Genomic DNA, 23,568 nt, shown 5'->3' with positions numbered 1-23,568 from the left:
AGAAATCGCAACAGAATTCCGGCGTGAGCCGGAGACTGTCGGGTTCGCCCGGCAAAACCCGTGGAAGGGGATGGCGGTCGCCAAGCCGTCTATGCACTCCGAACCACGGCCTTATCGGTCGCTTGTGACCACTGAGAGGATAAAATGGCAAAGAAAATCACTGGCTATGTCAAGCTGCAGGTGCCGGCCGGTTCGGCCACACCGTCCCCGCCGATCGGCCCCGCGCTGGGTCAGCGCGGTCTGAACATCATGGAATTCTGCAAGGCCTTCAACGCGGCTACGCAGGAAATGGAAAAGGGTTCGCCCATTCCGGTGGTGATCACCGCCTATGCGGACAAGAGCTTCACGTTCGAGATGAAGCAGCCGCCCGTCACCTACTTCATCAAGAAGGCCGTCAACCTCAAGTCCGGTTCGAAGAACCCGGGCAAGGAATCGGCCGGCACCATCACGACGGCTCAGCTGCGTGACATTGCCGAGAAGAAGATGAAGGATCTCAATGCCGACAATATCGACGCCGCCGTGTCGATGATTGCCGGTTCCGCCCGTTCCATGGGCATCCAGGTCGAGGGCTGATAACAATGGCAAAGATCGCAAAGAAGGTCGCCGCCGGCCGTGAAGGCATCGACCGCACCAAGCTCTATTCGCTTCAGGACGCCGTCAAGCTGGTGAAGTCCAAGGCTTCCGCCAAGTTCGACGAGACCGTCGAGATCGCGATGAATCTGGGTGTCGACCCGCGTCACGCCGACCAGATGGTCCGTGGCGTCGTCAACCTGCCCAACGGCACTGGCAAGACCGTCCGCGTCGCCGTGTTCGCCCGTGGCGCCAAGGCTGACGAAGCCAAGGCCGCTGGTGCTGACATCGTCGGCGCCGAAGACCTGCTCGAGACCATCCAGGGCGGCAAGCTCGATTTCGATCGCTGCATTGCCACGCCGGACATGATGCCGCTGGTCGGCCGTCTCGGTAAGATCCTGGGCCCGCGCAACCTGATGCCGAACCCCAAGGTCGGCACCGTGACCATGGACGTCAAGGGTGCTGTCGGTGCTGCCAAGGGTGGCGCTGTCGAGTACCGCGTCGAGAAGGCTGGTATCATCCATGCCGGTATCGGCAAGGTCTCGTTCTCCGAAGACGCACTGCTGGAAAACATCAAGGCCTTCACCGACGCCGTCGTGAAGTCCAAGCCGGCTGGCGCCAAGGGCACCTATGTCAAGAAGGTCGCCGTTTCCTCGACCATGGGCCCCGGCGTCCATGTCGAACCCGGCACGGCCATCTAAGCCGCATTGCTCTGAACGCAGCATGAGCCGCCCTCGGGCTTGACCCGGGGGCAATTCATGGCTAAGTGCCGCGCTCAGACTTGCCCTTGGATGCAATCCGGGGCCGCATGGTGGGTGACATCATCTCACGCACCACAAAATTCCGGGCGGTTCGCCGTCCGGTGTTTCAGCCGCGGGCTTCGGCCCAGAGTTGAAAAGTCCTGTCCGAGACTGCCGGTCGGCGTCATGCCGTTAATTCCAGATGGAGCCAGCAATAGACGGGGTGAGCACCGATCTCAGGCCGCAAGGCCCTTTCGGTTCGAACCTAAGCCAGTTGCCCCCTGGGGCACTCGGTTGGCAGGCACCTAACCGTTGTTCCCCGGTCCGATGAGGGCAGGGGGCAGCAATTGGCAATGGTCCCTGCATGCTCTCGGGCATTCTGGGCCTAGTCTAGTGGAGACTAGCATGGAAAAAGCGGAAAAGCGCGAAGTCGTAGCGTCGCTCCAGGAAGCCCTCGCGGGCGCTGGATCGATCGTCGTCGCGCAGAACGTTGGTCTTTCCGTTGCTGCGTTCACTGATCTGCGCGTGCAGGTCAAGAAGGCAGGCGGCAAGGTCAAAGTCGCCAAGAACCGCCTTGCCAAGCTCGCTCTTAAGGAAGTCGATGTCGCGGACATCTCGGGCCTGTTCACCGGCCCGACCGTGATTGCCTACGCAGAAGATCCGATCGTTGCGCCGAAAATCGCAGCGGCATTCGCCGATAAGAACCAAAAGTTCGTTATCCTCGGCGGTGCAATGGGTCCGACGGTTCTCGACGCTGCTGGCGTCAAGACCCTGGCCACTCTGCCCTCGCTCGACGAACTGCGCGCCAAGCTCGCAGGTCTGGTCAAGCAGCCGGCAACCAACATCGCTTCCATTCTCGTGCAGCCGGGCGCGGGCATTGCTCGCGTTCTCAAGGCTCACGCCGAAAAGAGCGAAGCGGCATAAGCCGTTCCGACCAAACAACCCTGTTCGAACTGAACTCAAATCTGAAAAGAGTATAAAATGGCCGATCTCGCCAAGCTCGTTGATGACCTCTCTGCCCTGACCGTTCTGGAAGCTTCCGAACTGTCCAAGATGCTCGAAGAAAAGTGGGGCGTTTCCGCCGCTGCTCCGGTTGCTGTTGCTGCCGCTGCTGGTCCGGCTGCTGCCGCCGCTGAAGAAAAGACCGAATTTGACGTGATCCTCGCCTCCTTCGGCGACAACAAGATCAACGTCATCAAGGAAGTCCGCGCCATCACCGGCCTGGGTCTCGGCGAAGCCAAGGCCCTGGTTGAAGGCGCTCCGAAGGCTGTCAAGGAAGGTGTCACCAAGGCTGAAGCCGAAGACATCAAGAAGAAGCTGGAAGACGCTGGCGCCAAGGTCGAACTCAAGTAAGTTCGTCTTTTGCCTTGAAAAATGCGAAATGGCGCTTTATGTGCCATTTCGCTTCTTCGTTTCTACGGAAGCGATTCGTCGGGCCGATTGGATGGGTCTGACGCCAATTTGCGGAAATATATGACGATTTTTGATGTCACGGGCACGTGCAAGCCTCTGATGCCTCGCTGTGGGACTGTCCTGCTGCGGGGAGTTAGCTGCTGATCACGTCGTTGTGATCTCACTCCCCGGGCTCGGGGTGGGATTTTTTTGTGCCATCGGATTGAGCCCGACGACGAATAGACCGGGCATATAACCCGATATCCGACGGCTGATTGTCGGGTCTTTGGTTATCTGCCTCCGAGACAAGCGTATTGGGCCATCCTTGTGCTGCGAGCCGTGAGGTTCGGGGCAGGGGTGGTTCGAGCAATTTCAAGCAGGAGCTTTCATGGCTACCACGTTCAACGGCCGACGCAAGGTTCGCAAGTCCTTCGGGTCCATCCGCGAAGTCACGGACATGCCCAACCTGATCGAAGTCCAAAAGGCTTCCTATGATCAGTTTCTGATGGTCAACGAGCCCAAGGGCGGTCGTTCCGATGAGGGACTGCAGTCCGTGTTCCGCTCGGTGTTCCCCATCACCGACTTCTCGAACACTGCCAGCCTCGAATTCGTGCGTTACGAATTCGAACAGCCTAAATATGACATCGAAGAGTGCCGTGCGCGCGACATCACGTTTGCTGCCCCGCTCAAGGTGACGCTGCGGCTGATCGTGTTCGAAGTGGACGAGGAAACCGGCGCCCGTTCGGTCAAGGACATCAAGGAGCAGGACGTCTATATGGGCGACATGCCCTTCATGACGTCGAATGGCACCTTCATCGTCAACGGCACCGAGCGCGTCATCGTTTCGCAGATGCACCGTTCGCCTGGCGTGTTCTTTGACCACGACAAGGGCAAGACCCATTCCTCGGGCAAGCTGCTGTTCGCTGGCCGCATCATTCCCTATCGCGGTTCCTGGCTCGATATCGAATTCGACGCCAAGGACATCGTCTATGCGCGTATCGACCGTCGCCGCAAGATTCCGGTCACCTCGCTGCTCAAGGCGCTTGGCATGGACGCCGAGGAAATCCTCGCGACCTATTACAACACCCTGCAGTACGAAAAGACCGAGAAGGGCTGGCGCGTTCCCTACGACGCCGAGAAGTGGAAGGGCGCTAAGCCGACCCACGACCTGATCGACGCCACCACTGGCGACGTTGTGCATGAGGGTGGCAAGAAGCTCTCCGCTCGCCAGGCCAAGAAGCTGGCCGAGAACGGCCTGACCCACCTCTTGGCCGTCGATGCCGACCTCTTCGGCATGTATCTGGCCGAAGACCTGGTCAACCTCAAGACCGGTGAGATCTACGCCGAAGCCGGCGACGAGATCGACGAGAAGCTGCTTACCAAGCTGGTCGATATGGGCTTTGACGAGCTGCCGCTGCTCGACATCGACCACATCACCATTGGCGCCTATATCCGCAACACGCTGGCCGTGGACAAGAATGAGAGCCGCGAAGACGCTCTGTTCGACATCTACCGCGTCATGCGTCCGGGTGAGCCGCCGACCGTCGAAACTGCCGAAGCCATGTTCCAGTCGCTGTTCTTCGACAGCGAGCGCTATGACCTGTCTGCGGTCGGCCGCGTCAAGATGAACATGCGCCTTGAGCTCGACGCTCCGGACACCATGCGCACGCTGCGCAAGGAAGACATCGTCGAAGTCGTCCGTACCCTGGTCGACCTGCGCGATGGCCGTGGCGAAATCGACGACATTGACAATCTCGGCAACCGCCGCGTTCGCTCGGTCGGCGAACTCATGGAAAACTCCTATCGGCTTGGTCTGCTCCGCATGGAGCGCGCCATCAAGGAGCGCATGAGCTCGGTCGAAATCGACACGGTGATGCCGCAGGACCTGATCAACGCCAAGCCGGCTGCTGCCGCCGTGCGCGAGTTCTTCGGCTCCTCGCAGCTGTCGCAGTTCATGGACCAGACCAATCCGCTTTCGGAAATCACCCATAAGCGTCGTCTTTCGGCGCTTGGACCTGGTGGTCTCACCCGTGAGCGTGCGGGCTTTGAAGTCCGCGACGTGCATCCGACCCATTACGGCCGTATCTGCCCGATCGAGACGCCGGAAGGCCCGAATATCGGCCTGATCAACTCGCTCTCGACCTTCGCCCGCGTCAACAAGTACGGTTTCATCGAGACTCCGTACCGCAAGATCGTGGACGGCAAGCTGACCGAGGACGTGGTCTATCTCTCCGCCATGGAAGAGGCCAAGCACTACGTCGCCCAGGCCAACGTGCAGTTCAACGCTGACGGCACGCTGAAGGACGACCTGGTCGTGGCGCGCCATGCTGGCGACAACGGCCTGACGCCCAAGGAAAACGTCGACCTGATGGACGTTTCCCCCAAGCAGATGGTGTCGGTTGCCGCCTCGCTGATCCCGTTCCTTGAAAACGACGACGCCAACCGCGCTCTGATGGGCTCGAACATGCAGCGTCAGGCCGTGCCGCTGCTGCGCGCCGAAGCTCCGTTCGTGGGCACCGGCATGGAGCCCGTCGTGGCCCGTGACTCCGGCGCTGCGATCGTGGCCAAGCGTACCGGTATCGTGGACCAGGTGGACGCGACCCGTATCGTTATTCGTGCAACGGAAGAAACCGATGCATCGAAGTCGGGCGTCGACATCTACAACCTGATGAAGTTCCAGCGTTCGAACCAGTCGACCTGTATCAACCAGCGTCCGCTGGTTGTGGTGGGTGACCACATCAATGCCGGCGACATCATCGCCGACGGCCCGTCGACGGAACTGGGCGATCTCGCTCTGGGCCGCAACGTGCTCGTCGCCTTCATGCCCTGGAACGGCTACAACTTCGAAGACTCCATCCTGCTTTCCGAGAAGATCGCCATGCAGGACGTCTTCACCTCGATCCATATCGAGGAATATGAAGTCATGGCCCGCGACACCAAGCTTGGTCCGGAAGAAATCACGCGCGACATTCCGAACGTCTCGGAAGAAGCGCTGAAGAACCTCGACGAAGCCGGTATCGTCCATATCGGTGCCGAGGTCATGCCTGGCGATATCCTGGTGGGCAAGATCACCCCCAAGGGTGAATCGCCGATGACGCCGGAAGAAAAGCTCCTCCGCGCCATCTTCGGCGAAAAGGCTTCCGACGTTCGCGACACCTCGCTCCGCGTGCCGCCGGGCGATGCTGGTACTGTCGTTGAAGTGCGCGTGTTCAATCGCCACGGCATCGACAAGGACGAGCGCGCCATGGCCATCGAGCGCGAGGAAATCGAACGCCTCGCCAAGGACCGTGACGACGAACAGTCGATCCTCGACCGTAACGTCTATGCCCGTCTCAAGGAAATGCTGTTCGGCAAGGCCGCGACCGCAGGTCCGAAGGGCTATGTCGTCGGCACCAAGCTCAATGACTCCATCTTCGAAGCGCAGCCGCGGTCGAAGTGGTGGCAGTTCGCGGTCGATGACGACAAGGTCATGACCGAGATGGAAGCCCTTCATGCTCAGTATGAAGAGAGCCGTCGTCTGCTCGAACAGCGTTTCATCGACAAGGTCGACAAGCTGCAGCGCGGTGACGAACTTCCGCCGGGCGTGATGAAGATGGTCAAGGTCTTCATCGCCACCAAGCGCAAGATCCAGCCGGGCGACAAGATGGCCGGCCGCCACGGCAACAAGGGCGTGGTTTCGCGTATCGTGCCGGTGGAAGACATGCCGTACCTGGAAGATGGTACGTCGGTTGACATCGTGCTCAACCCGCTGGGCGTGCCGTCGCGCATGAACGTCGGTCAGATTCTCGAGACCCATCTGGGCTGGGCTTGCGCCGGCATGGGCAAGAAGATCGACCAGATGGTTCGCGCTTATCACGCCAAGGGCGATCTCAAGCCGCTGCGCGCCGAGATCAAGGAGCTGTTCGCCAATGACGAGGCCATTACCGACCTCGACGATGACGGCATGCTGCGCCTGGGCGAGCACCTCTCCAAGGGTGTGCCGATCGCGACGCCGGTGTTCGATGGTGCCAAGGAAGCTGACATCGTGGTCATGCTCGAGCGGGCAGGGCTGAAGCCGTCGGGTCAGTCGACCGTCTTCGACGGCCGCACCGGTGAGCAGTTCGACCGTCAGGTGACGGTGGGCTACATCTACATGCTCAAGCTCGACCACCTGGTGGACAACAAGATCCACGCCCGTTCCATCGGTCCCTACTCGCTCGTTACCCAGCAGCCGCTGGGCGGCAAGGCGCAGTTCGGTGGCCAGCGCTTCGGCGAGATGGAGGTGTGGGCCCTCGAAGCATATGGCGCCGCCTATACGCTGCAGGAAATGCTCACCATCAAGTCAGACGACGTGGCCGGCCGTACCAAGGTCTACGAAGCCATCGTGCGTGGCGACGACACCTTCGAGGCGGGTATCCCCGAGAGCTTCAACGTTCTCGTCAAGGAAATCCGCTCGCTGGGTCTCAATGTCGAGCTGGACAATCGGGAGCTCGATGCTCCGCAGAGCGAGGCCGAAGGCGAACTCGCTCCTCCTCAGGAAGCGGCGTAATAATCCGGCACTTCCAACCCCATTCACCTTCCGTTCAGAATGCGGTCACACTCGCATTCTGGGCGGATAGAGGAGAGAACTGATGAATCATCATTCCCACGTCATGGACCCGTTCAACCCGGCCGTCCCCGTCCAGACCTTCGATCAGATGAAGATCTCGATCGCCAGCCCGGAAAAGATCCTTTCCTGGTCCTATGGCGAGATCAAGAAGCCCGAGACCATCAACTATCGTACGTTCAAGCCTGAGCGCGATGGTCTGTTCTGCGCGCGCATCTTTGGCCCCGTGAAGGACTACGAATGCTTGTGCGGCAAGTACAAGCGCATGAAGTTCAAGGGCGTCATCTGCGAAAAGTGCGGCGTCGAAGTCACTCTGAGCCGCGTTCGTCGTGAGCGCATGGGCCATATTGAGCTCGCCGCTCCGGTTGCTCACATCTGGTTCCTGAAGTCTTTGCCGAGCCGCATTGCCCTGCTGCTCGACATGACGCTCAAGGATATCGAGCGTATCCTTTACTTCGAAAACTATGTCGTTCTTGACCCAGGTCTTACCCCGTTCACACAGAACGAGCTCCTGACCGAAGAGCAGTTCCTGGACGCCCAGGACGAATACGGTGCCGACACCTTCACCGCCAAGATCGGCGCTGAAGCCATTCGCGACATCCTGCTCGGGCTCGACCTCGAAAAGATCGCCGCCGATCTGCGCGTCGAAATTGCCGAGGCCACGACTGAACTTAAGCCCAAGAAGCTCGCCAAGCGCCTGAAGATCGTCGAACAGTTCATCGTATCGGGCAACAAGCCCGAATGGATGATCATGACCGTCATTCCGGTCATTCCGCCCGAGCTGCGCCCGCTGGTGCCGCTGGATGGTGGCCGCTTTGCCACGTCCGATCTCAACGACCTCTATCGTCGCGTCATCAACCGCAACAACCGCCTGAAGCGCCTGATCGAGCTCCGCGCCCCGGACATCATCATCCGCAACGAAAAGCGCATGCTGCAGGAAGCCGTTGACGCTCTGTTCGACAACGGCCGCCGTGGCCGCACCATCACCGGTGCCAACAAGCGTCCGCTGAAGTCGCTCTCCGACATGCTCAAGGGCAAGCAGGGCCGCTTCCGCCAGAACCTGCTCGGTAAGCGCGTCGACTATTCCGGTCGTTCGGTCATCACCGTGGGTCCCTACCTCAAGCTGCACCAGTGCGGCCTGCCCAAGAAGATGGCGCTCGAGCTGTTCAAGCCGTTCATCTACTCGCGCCTCGAGGCCAAGGGCTTCTCCTCAACGGTGAAGCAGGCCAAGAAGCTGGTGGAAAAGGAAAAGCCGGAAGTCTGGGATATCCTGGACGAGGTCATCCGCGAGCACCCGGTGCTGCTGAACCGCGCCCCGACGCTGCACCGTCTGGGCATCCAGGCGTTCGAGCCGATCCTGATCGAAGGCAAGGCCATCCGCCTGCACCCGCTCGTCTGCTCGGCCTTCAATGCCGACTTCGACGGTGATCAGATGGCTGTCCACGTCCCGCTGTCGCTCGAGGCGCAGCTGGAAGCCCGCGTGCTGATGATGTCGACCAACAACATCCTGCACCCGGCCAACGGCCAGCCGATCATCGTCCCCAGCCAGGACATCGTTCTGGGTCTCTACTACCTGTCGTTGATGAGCGAAGGTGAGCCGGGTGAAGGCATGGCGTTCGCGTCCTATGCCGAGCTCGAGCACGCGCTCGACAACAAGGTCGTGACCCTGCACACCAAGATCAAGGCACGCGTGCCGGCCTGGGACAAGGACGGCAACGAGATCACCGAGATCGTGGAAACGACCCCGGGCCGTATGCTCATCGGGCAGATCCTGCCCAAGAGCCCGACGGTGCCGTTCGCAACGGCGAACCAGCTGATGACCAAGAAGATGATCTCCAAGATGATCGACACGGTTTACCGTGGCTGCGGTCAGAAGGAGACCGTGATCTTCTGCGACCGCGTCATGCAGCTCGGTTTCAAGAATGCTTGTGATGCCGGCATTTCGTTCGGCAAGGACGACATGGTTATCCCGGCGTCCAAGTACACCATTGTCGAAGACACCCGTAAGCTGGTCGAGGAATTCGAGCAGCAGTACAATGACGGCCTGATCACCCAGGGCGAAAAGTACAACAAGGTCGTCGACGCCTGGGCCAAGTGCGGTGACAAGATCGCCGAAGAAATGATGAAGGGCATCGCTGCCGTTCAGTTCGACAAGGAAACGGGTCGTCAGAAGCCGATCAACTCGGTCTATATGATGAGCCATTCCGGTGCTCGTGGTTCACCGGCACAGATGAAGCAGCTCGCCGGCATGCGCGGTCTCATGGCCAAGCCGGACGGCTCGATCATCGAAACGCCGATCACCGCGAACTTCAAGGAAGGCCTCAACGTTCTCGAGTACTTCAACTCGACCCACGGTGCCCGCAAGGGTCTGGCCGATACCGCTCTGAAGACCGCAAACTCGGGTTACCTGACCCGCCGTCTCGTTGACGTGGCGCAGGACGCCATCATCATCGAGGTGGATTGCGGTACCGAACGCGGCCTCACCATGGAGCCGATCGTGGACGCAGGCCAGATCGTGGCCTCGCTCGGTCAGCGCGTTCTCGGCCGTACGACTGCCGACGACGTGTTCCACCCCTTGACGGGTGACCTGATCGCGCCGAAGGGCACTCTGCTCGAAGAAAAGCATGTCGACGTCATCGAAGAGGCTCGCATCCAGTCGATCCGCATTCGCTCGCCGCTGACCTGCGATCTCCGCCAGGGCTGCTGCGCGGCTTGCTATGGTCGCGACCTGGCTCGTGGTACCCCGGTCAATATCGGTGAAGCTGTCGGCGTTATCGCCGCGCAGTCCATCGGTGAACCCGGCACCCAGCTCACCATGCGTACCTTCCATATCGGTGGTACCGCTCAGGTGGTCGACTCCTCGTTCCTCGAAGCTGGCGCTGAAGGCACGATCGAAGTTCGCAACCCGAACCTCGCCAATGTCGAAGGTGGCAAGCAGGTCGTCATGGCCCGTAACGTTGCTCTCGTCATCCTGGATGGCGAAGGCAAGGAACGTGCGACCCACAAGGTGACCTACGGCTCCAAGCTCCTCGTCAAGGCTGGCGACACCGTTCGTCGCGGCCAGCGTCTGGCTGAATGGGATCCGTACACCCGTCCGATCCTGGCCGAAGTCGAAGGCGAGGTCCTGTTCGAGGATCTGGTCGACGGTGCTTCGGTTGCGGAAAACACCGACGAGGCCACTGGCTTCACAAAGCGCGTGGTCATCGACTGGCGCGGCAACCAGCGTGGTGAGGGCCTCAAGCCCGCACTCGCCATTGCCCGCGGCGGTGCGGTTGCCAAGGTCGAACGTGGTGGCGATGCCCGTTACCTGCTCTCCGTCGACGCGGTTATCAACGTCGAGCCGGGCGAGAAGGTCGCTCCGGGTGATATTCTCGCTCGTATCCCGCTCGAAAGCGCCAAGACCAAGGACATCACCGGCGGTCTGCCGCGTGTGGCCGAGCTGTTCGAAGCCCGTCGTCCGAAGGATCACGCCATCATCGCCGAGATCGATGGCACCATCCGCTTCGGTCGCGACTACAAGAACAAGCGCCGTGTCATCATCGAGCCGACCGAAGAGGGTGCCGATCCGGTCGAGTACTTGATCCCGAAGGGCAAGCCGTTCCACCTCCAGGAAGGCGACACCATCGAGAAGGGCGAATACATCCTGGACGGCAATCCCGCTCCGCATGACATCCTTGCCATCAAGGGCGTTGAGGAACTGGCGCGCTACCTCGTCAACGAGATCCAGGAAGTCTATCGCCTGCAGGGCGTGTTGATTAACGACAAGCACATCGAGGTGATCGTTCGCCAGATGCTGCAGAAGGTCGAGATCGTGGATCCAGGTGAGTCTGGCCTGCTCAAGGACGAGCAGCTCGACAAGCTGGACTTCGACGAGCTCAACGATGCTCTGGTGGCCGAAGGCAAGAAGCCGGCGACTGCCAACCCGGTGCTGCTCGGCATCACCAAGGCGTCGCTGCAGACCCGCTCGTTCGTGTCCGCCGCGTCGTTCCAGGAAACCACCCGCGTGCTCACCGAAGCTGCCGTTTCCGGCAAGGCCGACCTGCTCGAAGGCCTCAAGGAAAACGTCATCGTCGGCCGCCTGATCCCGGCGGGTACCGGTGCCGGCCAGACCAAGGCCAAGCAGATCGCGTCCAAGCGCGATGACCTGATCCTGGAAGAGCGCCGTCGTCAGGCCGAGACCGCCGCTATCCCGGCGCCGGCCGCCGAGTAAGCGATCTACTGATCGAGATTGGAAAAGGGGCCTCCGGGCCCCTTTTCTTTGGCGTCGATTCTGCGTTCACTCATTCATCGCTCTGGCGACAACAGTGGGAGGCGGAGCATGAAGTTCACAACAATGGTGGTTCTGGACGGCAATAATACCGGCATCGAAGTTCCATCCGAGGTGCTTGACGCGCTTGGGGGCGGCAAGCGTCCGGCGGTGGTGCTGACGGCGGGTGCGCTCACCTATCGGTCGACGGTCGGGTCAATGGGTGGTCGGGCTCTGATCCCTTTGAGTGCGGCGCGTCGAGTCGAGGCTGGGCTCGTCGGTGGTGAAACCATCGAAGTCGAGATCGCGCTCGATACAGCGCCGCGCGAGGTGCAGGTGCCTGAAGACCTTGCCCGCGAGCTGGCAATGGATGAGGGCGCGCTGGCCTTCTTCCAAAGTCTCTCCTATAGCAACCAAAACAGGCATGTGCTTTCGGTGACCGATGCGAAATCGGAGGAGACCCGCGCCAGGCGCATCGCCAAGGTGGTGGATGCTATGAAGGCACGGCAGAAGTAGCTGCGAGGGCAGGGGGCTTCCGAACGGATTTGCAAAACTCCGTCCAGTTGCAGCCGGGGGCGCTAAAATGGCCTTAGCGTCCAAAACGCATGGCTGTGCCTCGGTTTTTCCACGAAAGAATCCTTGACGGAACGAGTCATCGGTTCTAAACAGCGCCTACCTAAGCGGTCGGTCGTGATTGTCACACCGGGTCCCTGCCATCTTGAGCGGGAATCCAGGACGATCAAACACACTGTCGGGTAACTAGACGACGCAAATCCTTGTGCGCATGACTGCTGCCGAAAGGCGGGTGGTCCGCTGCAACTGAGGCGCCGCCGTATCCTTGTCGGGTGCGGGCGAGCGCCGCTTTGGTTTGCTTGTGTAGACCACCGTAGCGCTCCCTGGGGCGTGAGATTGAAGTACTGGGGCTTCTCGCCAGCGAGCGGCTCCGAATTTTGGACAATGGAAAGAGCGCAATGCCCACCATTAATCAGCTGATCCGCAAGCCACGCGCCAGCAAGCCAAAGCGGAACAAAGTTCCGGCCATGGAAGCCAATCCGCAGAAGCGCGGCGTTTGCTCCCGTGTGTACACGACGACCCCGAAGAAGCCGAACTCGGCTCTGCGCAAGGTGGCCAAGGTTCGCCTGACCAACCAGCGCGAAGTGATTTCGTACATCCCGGGCGAAGGTCACAACCTTCAGGAGCACTCCGTTGTGCTCATCCGCGGCGGCCGCGTTCGCGACCTGCCGGGTGTTCGCTATCACGTGCTCCGCGGCGTCCTCGACACGCAGAGCGTGAAGGATCGCAAGCAGCGTCGTTCGAAGTACGGCGCGAAGCGTCCGAAGTAAGGAGATCGAGATATGTCCCGTCGTCACCGCGCAGAAAAACGCGACGTTATTCCTGATCCCAAGTTCGGCGATCTGGTTGTCACCAAGTTCATGAATTCCCTGATGAAGGACGGCAAGAAGTCGGCCGCTGAAGGTATCGTCTATGGCGCTTTCGACATCGTCGAAGCCAAGACCAAGCAGGACCCGATCACCGTGTTCCACGGCGCCCTGGACAATATCCGTCCGGCCGTCGAAGTGCGTTCGCGCCGCGTTGGTGGTGCAACCTACCAGGTTCCGGTCGAAGTCCGTGCTGACCGTCAGCAGGCCCTTGCCATCCGTTGGCTCATCGATTCCGCCCGCAAGCGCGGCGAGAACACCATGCGTGAACGCCTCTCCGGCGAGCTCATGGATGCGATGAATGGTCGCGGTCAGGCCGTCAAGAAACGCGAAGACACGCACCGTATGGCTGACGCCAACCGTGCCTTCTCGCACTACCGCTGGTAGTAGGAGCACCTCATGGCACGCGAAACCGCCATTAATCTCTATCGTAACTTCGGCATCATGGCGCACATCGATGCTGGCAAGACGACCACGACCGAGCGCATCCTGTATTACACAGGCAAGAACCATAAAATGGGCGAAACCCATGATGGTGCTTCGACCATGGACTGGATGGAGCAGGAGCAGGAACGCGGCATCACCATCACTTCGGCTGCGACGACCACGTCGTGGAAGTCTCGTGATGGCGTGCAGCACCGCTTCAACATCATCGACACGCCCGGCCACGTGGACTTCACTATTGAAGTTGAACGTTCGCTTCGTGTGCTCGACGGTGCTGTCGCTCTGCTCGACGCCAATGCCGGCGTAGAGCCGCAGACGGAGACTGTCTGGCGCCAGGCTGACAAGTACCACGTTCCACGTCTGATCTTTGTCAACAAGATGGACAAGATCGGTGCCGACTTCTACCGCTGCGTGGAGATGGTTGGTTCGCGTCTTGGCGCCAAGGGCGTTCCGGTTCAGCTGCCGATCGGCGCCGAGACCGAGTTCAAGGGCGTCGTCGACCTGATCGAGATGAAGGGCCTTGTCTGGCGCAACGAAGAGCTCGGCGCACAGTGGGACATCGTCGAAGTTCCGGCCGATCTCAAGGAAAAAGCCGAACAGTTCCGCGAGCGCATGATTGAAGCCGCCGTGGAAATGGATGACGATGCGATGGAGGCCTACCTCAACGGGGAAGTGCCGAACAACGACACCATTCGTCGTCTGCTCCGCAAGGGCGTCATCGAGACCAAGTTCTTCCTGATGTTTGCCGGCTCGGCCTTCAAGAACAAGGGCGTGCAGCCTCTGCTGGACGGCGTTATCGACTTCCTGCCGTCGCCGATCGATATCCCCGCCATCAAGGGTATTGATGCCAAGACGGAAGAGCCGATCGAGCGTCACGCTGACGACAACGAGCCGCTCTCGATGCTGGCCTTCAAGATTGCCAACGACCCGCACATGGGTACGCTGACCTTCTGCCGCATCTATTCGGGTCACCTCGAGGCGGGTATCCAGCTGGAAAATACCGTGAAGGGCAAGCGCGAGCGCGTTGGCCGCATGTTCCAGATGCATTCGAACAGCCGCGAGCAGATCACGGAAGCCTTTGCTGGCGACATCGTGGCTATCGTTGGTCTCAAGGACACCACCACTGGTGACACCCTGGCGCCGACCAATTCGCAGGTGATCCTTGAGCGCATGATTTTCCCGGATCCGGTTATCGACATCTCCGTCGAGCCGAAGTCCAAGGCCGATCAGGAAAAGATGGGTCTTGCCCTCAACCGCCTGGCTGCCGAAGATCCGTCCTTCCGCGTCAAGACCGACGAAGAATCCGGCCAGACCATCATCTCGGGCATGGGTGAACTCCATCTCGACATTCTCGTCGACCGCATGCGTCGCGAGTTCAAGGTCGAAGCCAATATCGGTCAGCCGCAGGTTGCCTATCGCGAGACCATCACGCGCAAGACCGAAAAAGACTACACCCACAAGAAGCAGTCTGGTGGTTCCGGTCAGTTCGCCCGTATCAAGATTGTTGTCGAGCCGGGTGAAGTCGGCAAGGGCCTGGAATTCGTCAACGCCATCGTTGGTGGCGCTGTGCCGAAGGAATACGTGCCGGGTGTCAGCAAGGGCATCGAGTCGGTCATGGGCGCAGGCCCGCTGATCGGCTTCCCGGTGGTGGACGTTAAGGTCACGCTCATCGATGGCGCCTACCACGACGTCGACTCCTCGGTCCTCGCCTTCGAAATCGCGGGCCGTGCAGGTTTCCGTGAAGCCCTTCGTGAAGCTGGCCCGAAGATCCTCGAGCCGATCATGAAGGTTGAAGTTGTCACGCCAGACGATTACATGGGCGATGTCATCGGCGACCTCAACTCGCGTCGTGGGCAGATCCAGGGCACTGAAAGCCGTGGTGTTGTCCAGGTCGTTAATGCGTTCGTGCCGCTTGCAAACATGTTCGGTTATGTGAACTCGCTGCGCTCCATGAGCCAGGGTCGTGCTCAGTACACGATGACGTTCGACCATTACGAGCAGGTTCCGCAGGCTGTCGCCGACGAAGTCCAGGCCAAATACGCCTAACAACAGCGCAAGCTACTAAACTCAACTGAATGTCGGCGATTGCGCTGACGAATTTGGAGAAAAGCGATGGCGAAGGAAAAGTTTTCCCGCAGCAAGCCGCACGTTAACATCGGCACCATCGGTCACGTTGACCATGGCAAGACCTCGCTGACCGCAGCGATCACCAAGGTTCTGGCTGAGACCGGCGGCGCCACCTTCAAGGCGTATGACCAGATCGACGCTGCTCCGGAAGAGAAGGCCCGCGGCATCACCATCAACACTGCCCACGTCGAGTACGAGACGGCCAACCGTCACTACGCTCACGTGGACTGCCCCGGCCACGCCGACTATGTGAAGAACATGATCACCGGCGCTGCCCAGATGGACGGCGGTATCCTCGTGGTGTCCGCTGCTGACGGCCCGATGCCCCAGACCCGTGAGCACATCCTGCTCGCCCGTCAGGTCGGCGTGCCGGCTCTGGTCGTGTTCCTGAACAAGGTCGACCTGGTCGACGATCCGGAACTGCTCGAGCTCGTCGAACTCGAAGTTCGCGAACTGCTGTCCTCGTACGACTTCCCTGGCGATGACATCCCGGTCGTCAAGGGTTCGGCTCTCGCCGCCCTCGAAGATCGCGATCCGAAGATCGGCCACGACGCCGTTCTCGAGCTGATGCGCAATGTCGATGAATACATCCCGCAGCCGGAACGTCCGGTCGACCAGCCCTTCCTGCTGCCGATCGAAGACGTGTTCTCGATCTCGGGTCGTGGTACCGTGGTGACCGGTCGCGTTGAGCGCGGCATCGTCAAGGTCGGCGAAGAAGTCGAAATCGTCGGCATCAAGGCCACCCAGAAGACCACCGTCACCGGCGTGGAAATGTTCCGCAAGCTGCTCGACTCGGGTGAGGCTGGCGACAACATCGGCGCTCTGATCCGTGGTATCGACCGTACCCAGGTGGAGCGCGGCCAGGTTCTCTGCAAGCCCGGTTCAGTGACCCCGCACACCGACTTCACGGCTGAGGTTTACATCCTCACCAAGGAAGAAGGCGGCCGTCACACCCCGTTCTTTGCGAACTACCGTCCGCAGTTCTACTTCCGCACCACCGACGTGACCGGTATCGTGACGCTGCCGGAAGGCACCGAAATGGTGATGCCGGGCGACAACCTGAACATCAATGTTCAGCTGATCGTGCCGATCGCTATGGAAGAAAAGCTCCGCTTCGCTATCCGTGAAGGCGGCCGTACCGTGGGTTCGGGCGTCGTCGCCAAGATCCTGAAGTAATCAATCTAAAGATATTCGCGGCGCGCGATTGAGCGCGCCGCGAACCTTTTATGTCAGGATTGTGAAGATGAACGGTCAGAATATCCGCATCCGCCTCAAGGCGTTTGACCATCGCGTACTCGACACCTCGACCCGCGAGATCGTCAATACCGCCAAGCGTACGGGTGCACAGGTTCGCGGTCCTATCCCGCTGCCGACCCGCATCGACAAATTCACCGTGAACCGCTCGCCGCATATCGATAAGAAGGCACGTGAGCAGTTCGAGATTCGGACCCACAAGCGTTTGCTTGACATTGTGGACCCGACTCCCCAAACGGTCGATGCGCTGATGAAGCTCGATCTCGCCGCCGGCGTCGACGTCGAAATCAAGCTGTAAGACGAACAAAAGTTTCCGCGCCTGCCGCAAAAAGGGTCCTCTGAAATCATGACCCGGCAGAGCGCCAAAGAGAAGGTAAAACCGATGCGTTCTGGATTGATCGCACAGAAGCTGGGTATGACCCGCATCTTCGCCGAGGACGGCTCGCACGTCCCCGTGACGGTGCTTAGCCTGCAGAATTGCCAGGTGGTGGGCCAGCGGACCGTTGACAAGGACGGTTATACAGCGCTGCAGCTCGGCGCTGGCCAGGCAAAGGCCAAGAATGTTTCCAAGGCCGAGCGTGGGCAGTATGCCGTCGCCAAGGTCGAACCCAAGCGTCACGTCGCAGAATTCCGCGTCGATGCCGAGAACCTGATCGAAGTTGGCGCCACTCTGAAGGCCGACCACTTCTCCGAAGGTCAGCTGGTCGACGTGACCGGAACATCCATCGGTAAGGGTTTTGCCGGCGGTATGAAGCGTTGGAACTTCGGTGGTCTGCGCGCCTCGCACGGTGTGTCCGTCTCCCACCGCTCGATCGGTTCGACCGGTCAGCGTCAGGATCCGGGCAAGACCTTCAAGAACAAGAAGATGCCGGGCCACATGGGCGATCGTCGCATCACCACGCAGAACGTCAAGGTCGTCAAGACCGACGTCGAGCGCGGCCTGATCCTGATCCAGGGTTCGGTTCCGGGCGCCAAGGGCGCGTGGATTATGGTCAAGGACGCCGTCAAGAAGCCGGCTCCCGCGAACGCTGCCCTGCCGGGTTCGTTCGAGGCCGCAGCTGCGGGAGAAGCGAAGTAAATGGAACTCAAGGTAACCACTCTCGACGGCAAGGCCGCCGGTACGGTCGATCTCAAGGACGATGTGTTCGGCCTTGAAGTCCGCCCGGATATCCTCCACCGCATGGTTCGCTACCAGCAGCTCAAGGCCATGGCCGGCACGCATGACGTGAAGAACCGGTCGGAAGGCGTGCGCACGGGCAAGAAGTTCGTGAAGCAGAAGGGTTCTGGCGGCGCTCGTCACGGCGATCGCAAGGCTCCGCAGTTCCGTGGTGGTGGCCGTGCATTCGGTCCGACCCCGCGCAGCCACGCCATCGACCTTCCCAAGAAGGTTCGCGTCCTGGCTCTGAAGCATGCTCTGTCGTCCAAGGCCCAGGCTGGCTCGCTGATCGTCATCGACAGCGTCGCCCAGAAGGAAGCCAAGACTGCAGCTCTGCGGACGACATTCGGCAAGCTCGACTGGGCAAACGTGCTGATCATCGACGGCGCTGATGTCGACCAGAACTTTGCTCTGGCCGCCCGCAACATCCCGAATATCGACGTGCTGCCGATCCAGGGGATCAACGTTGTGTCGATCCTGAAGCGCGACAAGCTCGTCCTCACCAAGGCAGCGCTCGAAGCGCTCGAAGCGAGGTTCGCATGAACAAGCTTGACGCATACGACATCATTCGTAACCCCGTCGTGACGGAAAAGTCGACCATGGCTTCTGAAGCCAACCAGGTTGTCTTCGACGTTGCCATCGACGCCAACAAGACCGACATCAAGGCCGCCGTCGAGCAGCTGTTTTCGGTCAAGGTCAAGGCGGTGAACACCCTCGTCCGCAAGGGCAAGGTGAAGCGCTTCCGTGGTCGCGTCGGTGTTCGCAACGACGTCAAGAAGGCGATCGTGACCCTCGTCGACGGCCAGTCGATCGATATTTCGACCGGCCTCTAAGGGAAGAGACAGAACAAAATGGCTCTAAAGACTTACAATCCCACCTCCGAAGGCCGTCGTACCCTGATCACGACCGACCGTTCGGAACTGTGGAAGGGCGCCCCGGTCAAGGCTTTGACCGAAGGCCTCAACAAGACCGGTGGTCGTAACAACCGTGGCCGCATCACTGCCTATCACCGTGGTGGTGGTCACAAGCGCAGCTACCGCACCATCGACTTCAAGCGCGTGAAGTTCGACGCAGTCGGGACCGTAGAACGTCTCGAATACGATCCGAACCGCACCGCCTGGATCGCGCTGATCAAGTACGAAGATGGCGAGCTCGCCTATATCGTTGCGCCCCAGCGCCTGACTGCCGGCGACAAGGTCATCTCCTCGATGAACACTGTCGACGTGAAGCCGGGCAATGCGATGCCGCTCGAGCGCATGCCGGTCGGTACCATCGTGCACAACATCGAGCTCAAGCCCCGCAAGGGTGGCCAGGTGGCTCGTTCTGCCGGTGCCTATGCCCAGTATGTGGGTCGCGACCATGGTTGGGCCATTCTGCGCCTCAACTCCGGTGAGCAGCGCCGCGTGCATGGCACGTGTCTGGCGACCGTTGGTGCCGTGTCCAACCAGGACCATGCCAACACCTCGCTCGGCAAGGCCGGTCGCAACCGCTGGCTCGGCAAGAAGCCGGTCAACCGCGGCGTGACCATGAACCCGGTCGACCACCCGCATGGTGGTGGTGAAGGCCGTACCTCGGGTGGCCGTCACCCGGTGAGCCCGTGGGGCAAGCCGACCAAGGGCAAGCGTACCCGCAGCAACAAGGCAACGGACCAGTTCATCGTTCGCAGCCGTCACGTGAAGAAGGGCAGGTAAGACATGACCCGTTCGATTTGGAAGGGGCCGTTCGTCGACGGCTATCTGCTCAAGAAGGCCGAGAAGGCCCAGTCCTCTGGCCGCAGCGATGTGGTCAAGATCTGGTCCCGTCGTTCGACCATCCTGCCGCAGTTCGTCGGCATCACGTTCGGCGTGCACAATGGTCAGAAGCATGTTCCGGTGAACGTCACCGAAGACATGATCGGCCACAAGTTTGGTGAGTTCGCTCCGACCCGTACCTATTACGGGCACGCGGCCGACAAGAAGGCCAAGAGGAAGTAAGATGGGCAAGCCAAAGACTGAGCGCGCTCTCAAGGATAACGAGGCCAAGGCTGTGCTGCGCATGCTGCGCATCAGCCCTCAGAAGCTGAACCTCGTCGCGCAGTTGATCCGTGGCAAGAAGGTCGAACGTGCTCTGGCCGATCTCGAATTCAGCCACAAGCGTATCTCCGGCCAGGTGAAGAAGGTGCTGGAAAGCGCCATCGCCAACGCCGAGAACAACCATGGCCTGGACACCGACGCTCTCGTCGTTGCCGAAGCCTTCGTTGGTAATTCGCTTGTCATGAAGCGTTTCACCGCCCGCGGTCGCGGCAAGTCGGCACGTATCGAGAAGCCGTTCTCGCATCTGACGATCGTCGTCCGGCAAGTTGAGGAGGCCGCATAATGGGCCAGAAAATCAATCCGATCGGCTTCCGCCTCGGCATCAACCGCACCTGGGACAGCCGCTGGTACGCCAATAAGGGCGAATACGGCACGCTGCTGCAGGAAGACCTGAAGATCCGTACGGCTCTGATGGAAGACCTGAAGGCCGCTGCGGTTTCCAAGATCGTCATCGAGCGTCCGCACCGCAAGTGCCGCGTGTCGATCCACACTGCCCGTCCGGGCATCGTGATCGGCAAGAAGGGCGCTGACATCGACAAGATCCGCGCCAAGGTGAAGAAGTTCACCGACAGCGAAGTGCACATCAACATCGTTGAAGTGCGCAAGCCGGAAACCGATGCGACGCTGGTTGCCCAGGGCATTGCCCAGCAGCTGGAACGTCGTGTGGCATTCCGTCGCGCCATGAAGCGCGCCGTGCAGACCGCAATCCGCATGGGCGCCGGTGGTATCCGCGTCAATGTCGGTGGTCGTCTCGGTGGTGCCGACATCGCTCGTACCGAATGGTACCGCGAAGGCCGCGTGCCGCTGCACACCCTGCGTGCTGACATCGACTATGGTACCGCCGAAGCCGAAACCACTTACGGCATCATCGGTATCAAGGTCTGGATCTTCAAGGGCGAAGTCCTCGAGCATGATCCGTCGGCCCATGAACGTCGCGCTACCGAAGGTAGTGAAGGTGGTCAGCGTAGCGAGCGCGAACCGCGCCGTGAACGCGGCGACCGCGACCGCGAACGCGCATAAGAAGGTTAGTTCATTATGCTGCAACCGAAGAGAACTAAGTTCCGCAAGGCCCACAAGGGTCGCATCCATGGCCTGGCCAAGGGTGGTACCGATCTGGCTTTCGGCCAGTACGCACTCAAGGCCACCGAGCCGGAACGCGTGACTGCCCGCCAGATCGAAGCTGCCCGCCGCGCGATCACTCGCGAAATGAAGCGTCAGGGCCGCGTGTGGATCCGGATTTTCCCGGATCTGCCGGTTTCCAAGAAGCCTACCGAAGTCCGTATGGGTAAGGGTAAGGGTTCTGTCGAGTACTGGGCCGCACGCGTAAAACCGGGTCGTATCGTTTTTGAGATTGACGGCGTGCCCGAAGACGTTGCAAAGGAGGCGCTTCGCCTCGGTGCAATGAAGTTGCCGATCACCACGCGTATCATTACGCGTATTGCTGACTAAGGAACACGAGCATGAAAGCCAGTGATGTGCGGGCCAAGACCGCAGACGAACTGAAAGATCAGCTCGTCGACCTGAAGAAAGAACAGTTCAACCTGCGTTTCCAGCGCGCTACCCAGCAGTTGGAAAAGCCGGCCCGGGTCAAGGAAGTCCGTCGCGATATCGCGCGGATCAAGACGATCCTGACCCAGAAGAACGCAGCTAAGTAAGGAATAAAACCCATGCCAAAGCGCGTTTTGCAGGGGACTGTGGTCTCCGACGCCAATGACAAGACCATCGTGGTTCGCGTCGAGCGCCGTTTCACTCATCCGCTTCTGAAGAAGACCGTGCGTCGTTCCAAGAAGTACCACGCCCATGATGAAAATAATGTGGCAAAGGTCGGTCAGACCGTGTGGATCGAGGAAACCGCGCCGATCAGTAAGAACAAGCGCTGGGCGCTTGTTCCGTCTGCGTAAGAGAAACAATTCAGGTCGGCGCGCCGGATGACGGTGCAGCCGGTCCAACTAGAAGGCATCCAGTCATGATCCAGATGCAGTCCAATCTCGACGTCGCCGATAATTCCGGCGCCAAGCGAGTCATGTGCATCAAGGTGCTGGGCGGTTCGCATCGTAAATACGCCTCGGTCGGCGACATTATCGTCGTTTCGGTCAAGGACGCTATTCCGCGCGGCCGCGTTAAGAAGGGCCAGGTGATGAAGGCTGTTGTGGTTCGCACCGCAACCGACATCCGCCGGGCCGATGGCACCGTCATTCGTTTCGACAAGAACGCCGCCGTTCTTCTGAACAATCAGAAGGAGCCGATCGGCACCCGTATCTTCGGACCGGTTCCGCGCGAACTCCGCGCCAAGAACCACATGAAGATCATCTCGCTTGCCCCAGAGGTGCTGTAATGGCCGCCAAGATTAAGAAGGGCGACAAGGTCGTCGTCCTGGCCGGCAAGGACAAGGGCAAGACCGGTCAGGTCCTGTCTGTCATCCCGTCCGAAACCCGCGCGATCGTCCAGGGTATCAACCTGGTCCGTCGTCACCAGAAGCAGACTGCATCACAGGACGCCGGCATCTTCACCAAGGAAGCGCCGATCCACCTGTCGAACCTGGCAGTTGCCGACGCTCAGGGCAAGCCGACCCGCGTCGGTTTCCAGATCAAGGACGGCGTGAAGTCCCGCGTCGCCAAGACCACCGGAGATCAGATCGATGGCTGAGACCGCTTACGTTCCGCGTCTCCGGACCGAATACGACCAGACGATCAAGGCGGCCCTGCGTGAGCAGTTTGCCTACAAGAACGTCATGGAACTCCCGCGCCTGGACAAGATCGTCCTGAACATCGGCGTTGGTGAAGCTGTCAACGACACCAAGAAGGTGAAGTCGGCTGCTGACGAGCTGCAGAAGATTGCGGGCCAGAAGCCCGTTATCACCCATGCGCGCAAGTCCATCGCAGGCTTCAAGGTCCGCGAGAACATGCCGCTGGGTGTCAAGGTGACCCTGCGCAAGGCCCGTATGTATGAATTCCTGGACCGCCTGGTGAACATCGCCCTGCCGCGCGTCCGTGACTTCCGTGGCCTCAACCCGAACGCCTTTGACGGCCGTGGCAACTATGCCTTCGGCATCAAGGAACACATCATCTTCCCCGAAATCAACTACGATCAGATCGATCAGGTTTGGGGCATGGACATCGTGGTTGCCACGACGGCCAAGAACGATGATGAGGCGCGTGCGCTTCTCAAGGCTTTCAACTTCCCCTTCCGCCAGTAAGCGGATAGGGAAGGGATAAAGGATCAGGATATGGCAAAGACCAGCTCCATCGAAAAGAACAAGAAGCGTGCCGCCCTGGCGAAGCAGTTTGGCGACAAGCGCGCTGCTCTCAAGGCCACCATCAAGAACCAGGAAGCGCCGATCGAAGAGCGCTTCAAGGCCAGCCTCAAGCTGGCTGAGCTGCCGCGCAACTCGGCCAAGGTCCGCATTCGCAACCGTTGCGAAGTGTCGGGTCGTCCGCGTGGTTACTATCGCAAGCTCAAGATGAGCCGTATTGCCCTGCGTCAGCTGGGCAACCTGGGTTTGATCCCGGGTCTGGTGAAGTCGAGCTGGTAAGGAGAAACTAG

26 protein-coding genes are annotated in these 23,568 nt (G+C 60.1%); all 26 read left to right on the top strand.

The annotated features are described in order from the left end of the window. Nucleotides 1-144 precede the first annotated feature (144 nt). Nucleotides 145-573 (top strand): 50S ribosomal protein L11, encoded by a 429-nt coding sequence (gene rplK, locus BGO80_RS01815; RefSeq protein WP_126151796.1) that lies wholly within the window; start codon nucleotides 145-147, stop codon nucleotides 571-573. Between the two features lie 5 nt (nucleotides 574-578). Beyond that, on the top strand, nucleotides 579-1,271 hold the full coding sequence (gene rplA / locus BGO80_RS01810) for a 50S ribosomal protein L1 (RefSeq protein ID WP_126151795.1): 693 nt from the start codon (nucleotides 579-581) through the stop codon (nucleotides 1,269-1,271). A 444-nt stretch (nucleotides 1,272-1,715) separates the two neighbouring features. Next, nucleotides 1,716-2,234 carry a 50S ribosomal protein L10 gene (gene rplJ / locus BGO80_RS01805; RefSeq protein ID WP_126151794.1) on the top strand — a complete coding sequence of 173 codons (519 nt, stop codon included), beginning with the start codon at nucleotides 1,716-1,718 and terminating at the stop codon, nucleotides 2,232-2,234. A gap of 57 nt (nucleotides 2,235-2,291) precedes the next feature. Continuing rightward, the gene (gene rplL, locus BGO80_RS01800) at nucleotides 2,292-2,663 is read left to right on the top strand and encodes a 50S ribosomal protein L7/L12 (RefSeq protein WP_126151793.1); all 372 of its coding nucleotides are present in this window, start codon (nucleotides 2,292-2,294) and stop codon (nucleotides 2,661-2,663) included. A 427-nt stretch (nucleotides 2,664-3,090) separates the two neighbouring features. Then, nucleotides 3,091-7,230, top strand: coding sequence for a DNA-directed RNA polymerase subunit beta (gene rpoB / locus BGO80_RS01795; RefSeq protein ID WP_286718561.1), 4,140 nt, complete (start codon nucleotides 3,091-3,093; stop codon nucleotides 7,228-7,230). Nucleotides 7,231-7,312: 82 nt separating this feature from the next. Continuing rightward, nucleotides 7,313-11,497 (top strand): DNA-directed RNA polymerase subunit beta', encoded by a 4,185-nt coding sequence (rpoC, locus tag BGO80_RS01790; protein WP_126151791.1) that lies wholly within the window; start codon nucleotides 7,313-7,315, stop codon nucleotides 11,495-11,497. A 108-nt stretch (nucleotides 11,498-11,605) separates the two neighbouring features. Beyond that, nucleotides 11,606-12,049, top strand: coding sequence for a YdeI/OmpD-associated family protein (locus tag BGO80_RS01785; RefSeq protein WP_126151790.1), 444 nt, complete (start codon nucleotides 11,606-11,608; stop codon nucleotides 12,047-12,049). A 455-nt stretch (nucleotides 12,050-12,504) separates the two neighbouring features. Beyond that, nucleotides 12,505-12,876: a 30S ribosomal protein S12 gene (rpsL, locus tag BGO80_RS01780; protein WP_035080811.1), complete on the top strand. Its 372-nt coding sequence runs from the start codon at nucleotides 12,505-12,507 to the stop codon at nucleotides 12,874-12,876. Between the two features lie 12 nt (nucleotides 12,877-12,888). Then, complete coding sequence (gene rpsG / locus BGO80_RS01775) at nucleotides 12,889-13,359, top strand: 30S ribosomal protein S7 (RefSeq protein WP_126151789.1); 471 nt, start codon at nucleotides 12,889-12,891, stop codon at nucleotides 13,357-13,359. Between the two features lie 12 nt (nucleotides 13,360-13,371). After that, complete coding sequence (fusA, locus tag BGO80_RS01770; protein ID WP_286718545.1) at nucleotides 13,372-15,462, top strand: elongation factor G; 2,091 nt, start codon at nucleotides 13,372-13,374, stop codon at nucleotides 15,460-15,462. A gap of 66 nt (nucleotides 15,463-15,528) precedes the next feature. Then, on the top strand, nucleotides 15,529-16,719 hold the full coding sequence (gene tuf / locus BGO80_RS01765) for an elongation factor Tu (RefSeq protein ID WP_126151787.1): 1,191 nt from the start codon (nucleotides 15,529-15,531) through the stop codon (nucleotides 16,717-16,719). A gap of 67 nt (nucleotides 16,720-16,786) precedes the next feature. Further along, nucleotides 16,787-17,095, top strand: coding sequence for a 30S ribosomal protein S10 (gene rpsJ / locus BGO80_RS01760; protein ID WP_035080820.1), 309 nt, complete (start codon nucleotides 16,787-16,789; stop codon nucleotides 17,093-17,095). A gap of 84 nt (nucleotides 17,096-17,179) precedes the next feature. Then, complete coding sequence (gene rplC, locus BGO80_RS01755; protein WP_126151809.1) at nucleotides 17,180-17,875, top strand: 50S ribosomal protein L3; 696 nt, start codon at nucleotides 17,180-17,182, stop codon at nucleotides 17,873-17,875. Then, nucleotides 17,876-18,496: a 50S ribosomal protein L4 gene (gene rplD / locus BGO80_RS01750; RefSeq protein WP_286718534.1), complete on the top strand. Its 621-nt coding sequence runs from the start codon at nucleotides 17,876-17,878 to the stop codon at nucleotides 18,494-18,496. After that, a complete protein-coding gene (locus BGO80_RS01745; RefSeq protein ID WP_126151785.1) occupies nucleotides 18,493-18,786 on the top strand; it encodes a 50S ribosomal protein L23 in 294 nt (97 codons plus the stop codon). The genes rplD and BGO80_RS01745 overlap by 4 nt, the downstream gene beginning before the upstream one ends. 18 nt (nucleotides 18,787-18,804) lie before the next feature. Next, entirely contained in the window at nucleotides 18,805-19,644 is an 840-nt protein-coding gene (gene rplB, locus BGO80_RS01740; RefSeq protein WP_126151784.1) for a 50S ribosomal protein L2, read from the top strand. Between the two features lie 3 nt (nucleotides 19,645-19,647). Then, nucleotides 19,648-19,926 carry a 30S ribosomal protein S19 gene (gene rpsS / locus BGO80_RS01735; protein ID WP_126151783.1) on the top strand — a complete coding sequence of 93 codons (279 nt, stop codon included), beginning with the start codon at nucleotides 19,648-19,650 and terminating at the stop codon, nucleotides 19,924-19,926. A gap of 1 nt (nucleotide 19,927) precedes the next feature. Then, the gene (rplV, locus tag BGO80_RS01730; protein WP_126151782.1) at nucleotides 19,928-20,308 is read left to right on the top strand and encodes a 50S ribosomal protein L22; all 381 of its coding nucleotides are present in this window, start codon (nucleotides 19,928-19,930) and stop codon (nucleotides 20,306-20,308) included. Next, a complete protein-coding gene (rpsC, locus tag BGO80_RS01725; RefSeq protein ID WP_126151781.1) occupies nucleotides 20,308-21,045 on the top strand; it encodes a 30S ribosomal protein S3 in 738 nt (245 codons plus the stop codon). Before rplV ends, rpsC begins: the two co-directional genes overlap by 1 nt. A gap of 15 nt (nucleotides 21,046-21,060) precedes the next feature. Then, nucleotides 21,061-21,474, top strand: a complete 414-nt coding sequence (gene rplP / locus BGO80_RS01720) for a 50S ribosomal protein L16 (protein ID WP_126151780.1) — start codon at nucleotides 21,061-21,063, stop codon at nucleotides 21,472-21,474. 11 nt (nucleotides 21,475-21,485) lie between these two features. Continuing rightward, on the top strand, nucleotides 21,486-21,680 hold the full coding sequence (gene rpmC, locus BGO80_RS01715; RefSeq protein ID WP_046104452.1) for a 50S ribosomal protein L29: 195 nt from the start codon (nucleotides 21,486-21,488) through the stop codon (nucleotides 21,678-21,680). A 12-nt stretch (nucleotides 21,681-21,692) separates the two neighbouring features. Continuing rightward, nucleotides 21,693-21,926, top strand: coding sequence for a 30S ribosomal protein S17 (gene rpsQ / locus BGO80_RS01710; protein WP_046104451.1), 234 nt, complete (start codon nucleotides 21,693-21,695; stop codon nucleotides 21,924-21,926). Between the two features lie 65 nt (nucleotides 21,927-21,991). Continuing rightward, nucleotides 21,992-22,360 (top strand): 50S ribosomal protein L14, encoded by a 369-nt coding sequence (rplN, locus tag BGO80_RS01705; protein ID WP_126151779.1) that lies wholly within the window; start codon nucleotides 21,992-21,994, stop codon nucleotides 22,358-22,360. Continuing rightward, nucleotides 22,360-22,671, top strand: coding sequence for a 50S ribosomal protein L24 (gene rplX / locus BGO80_RS01700; protein ID WP_286718514.1), 312 nt, complete (start codon nucleotides 22,360-22,362; stop codon nucleotides 22,669-22,671). The genes rplN and rplX overlap by 1 nt, the downstream gene beginning before the upstream one ends. Then, nucleotides 22,664-23,221 (top strand): 50S ribosomal protein L5, encoded by a 558-nt coding sequence (gene rplE / locus BGO80_RS01695; protein WP_126151777.1) that lies wholly within the window; start codon nucleotides 22,664-22,666, stop codon nucleotides 23,219-23,221. Before rplX ends, rplE begins: the two co-directional genes overlap by 8 nt. A gap of 30 nt (nucleotides 23,222-23,251) precedes the next feature. Then, complete coding sequence (rpsN, locus tag BGO80_RS01690) at nucleotides 23,252-23,557, top strand: 30S ribosomal protein S14 (protein WP_126151776.1); 306 nt, start codon at nucleotides 23,252-23,254, stop codon at nucleotides 23,555-23,557. Nucleotides 23,558-23,568 lie beyond the last annotated feature (11 nt).

The organism is Devosia sp. 63-57 (assembly GCF_001899045.1).
Taxonomy (GTDB): domain Bacteria; phylum Pseudomonadota; class Alphaproteobacteria; order Rhizobiales; family Devosiaceae; genus Devosia; species Devosia equisanguinis.
This window is presented reverse-complemented; position numbering and strand designations above follow the sequence as displayed.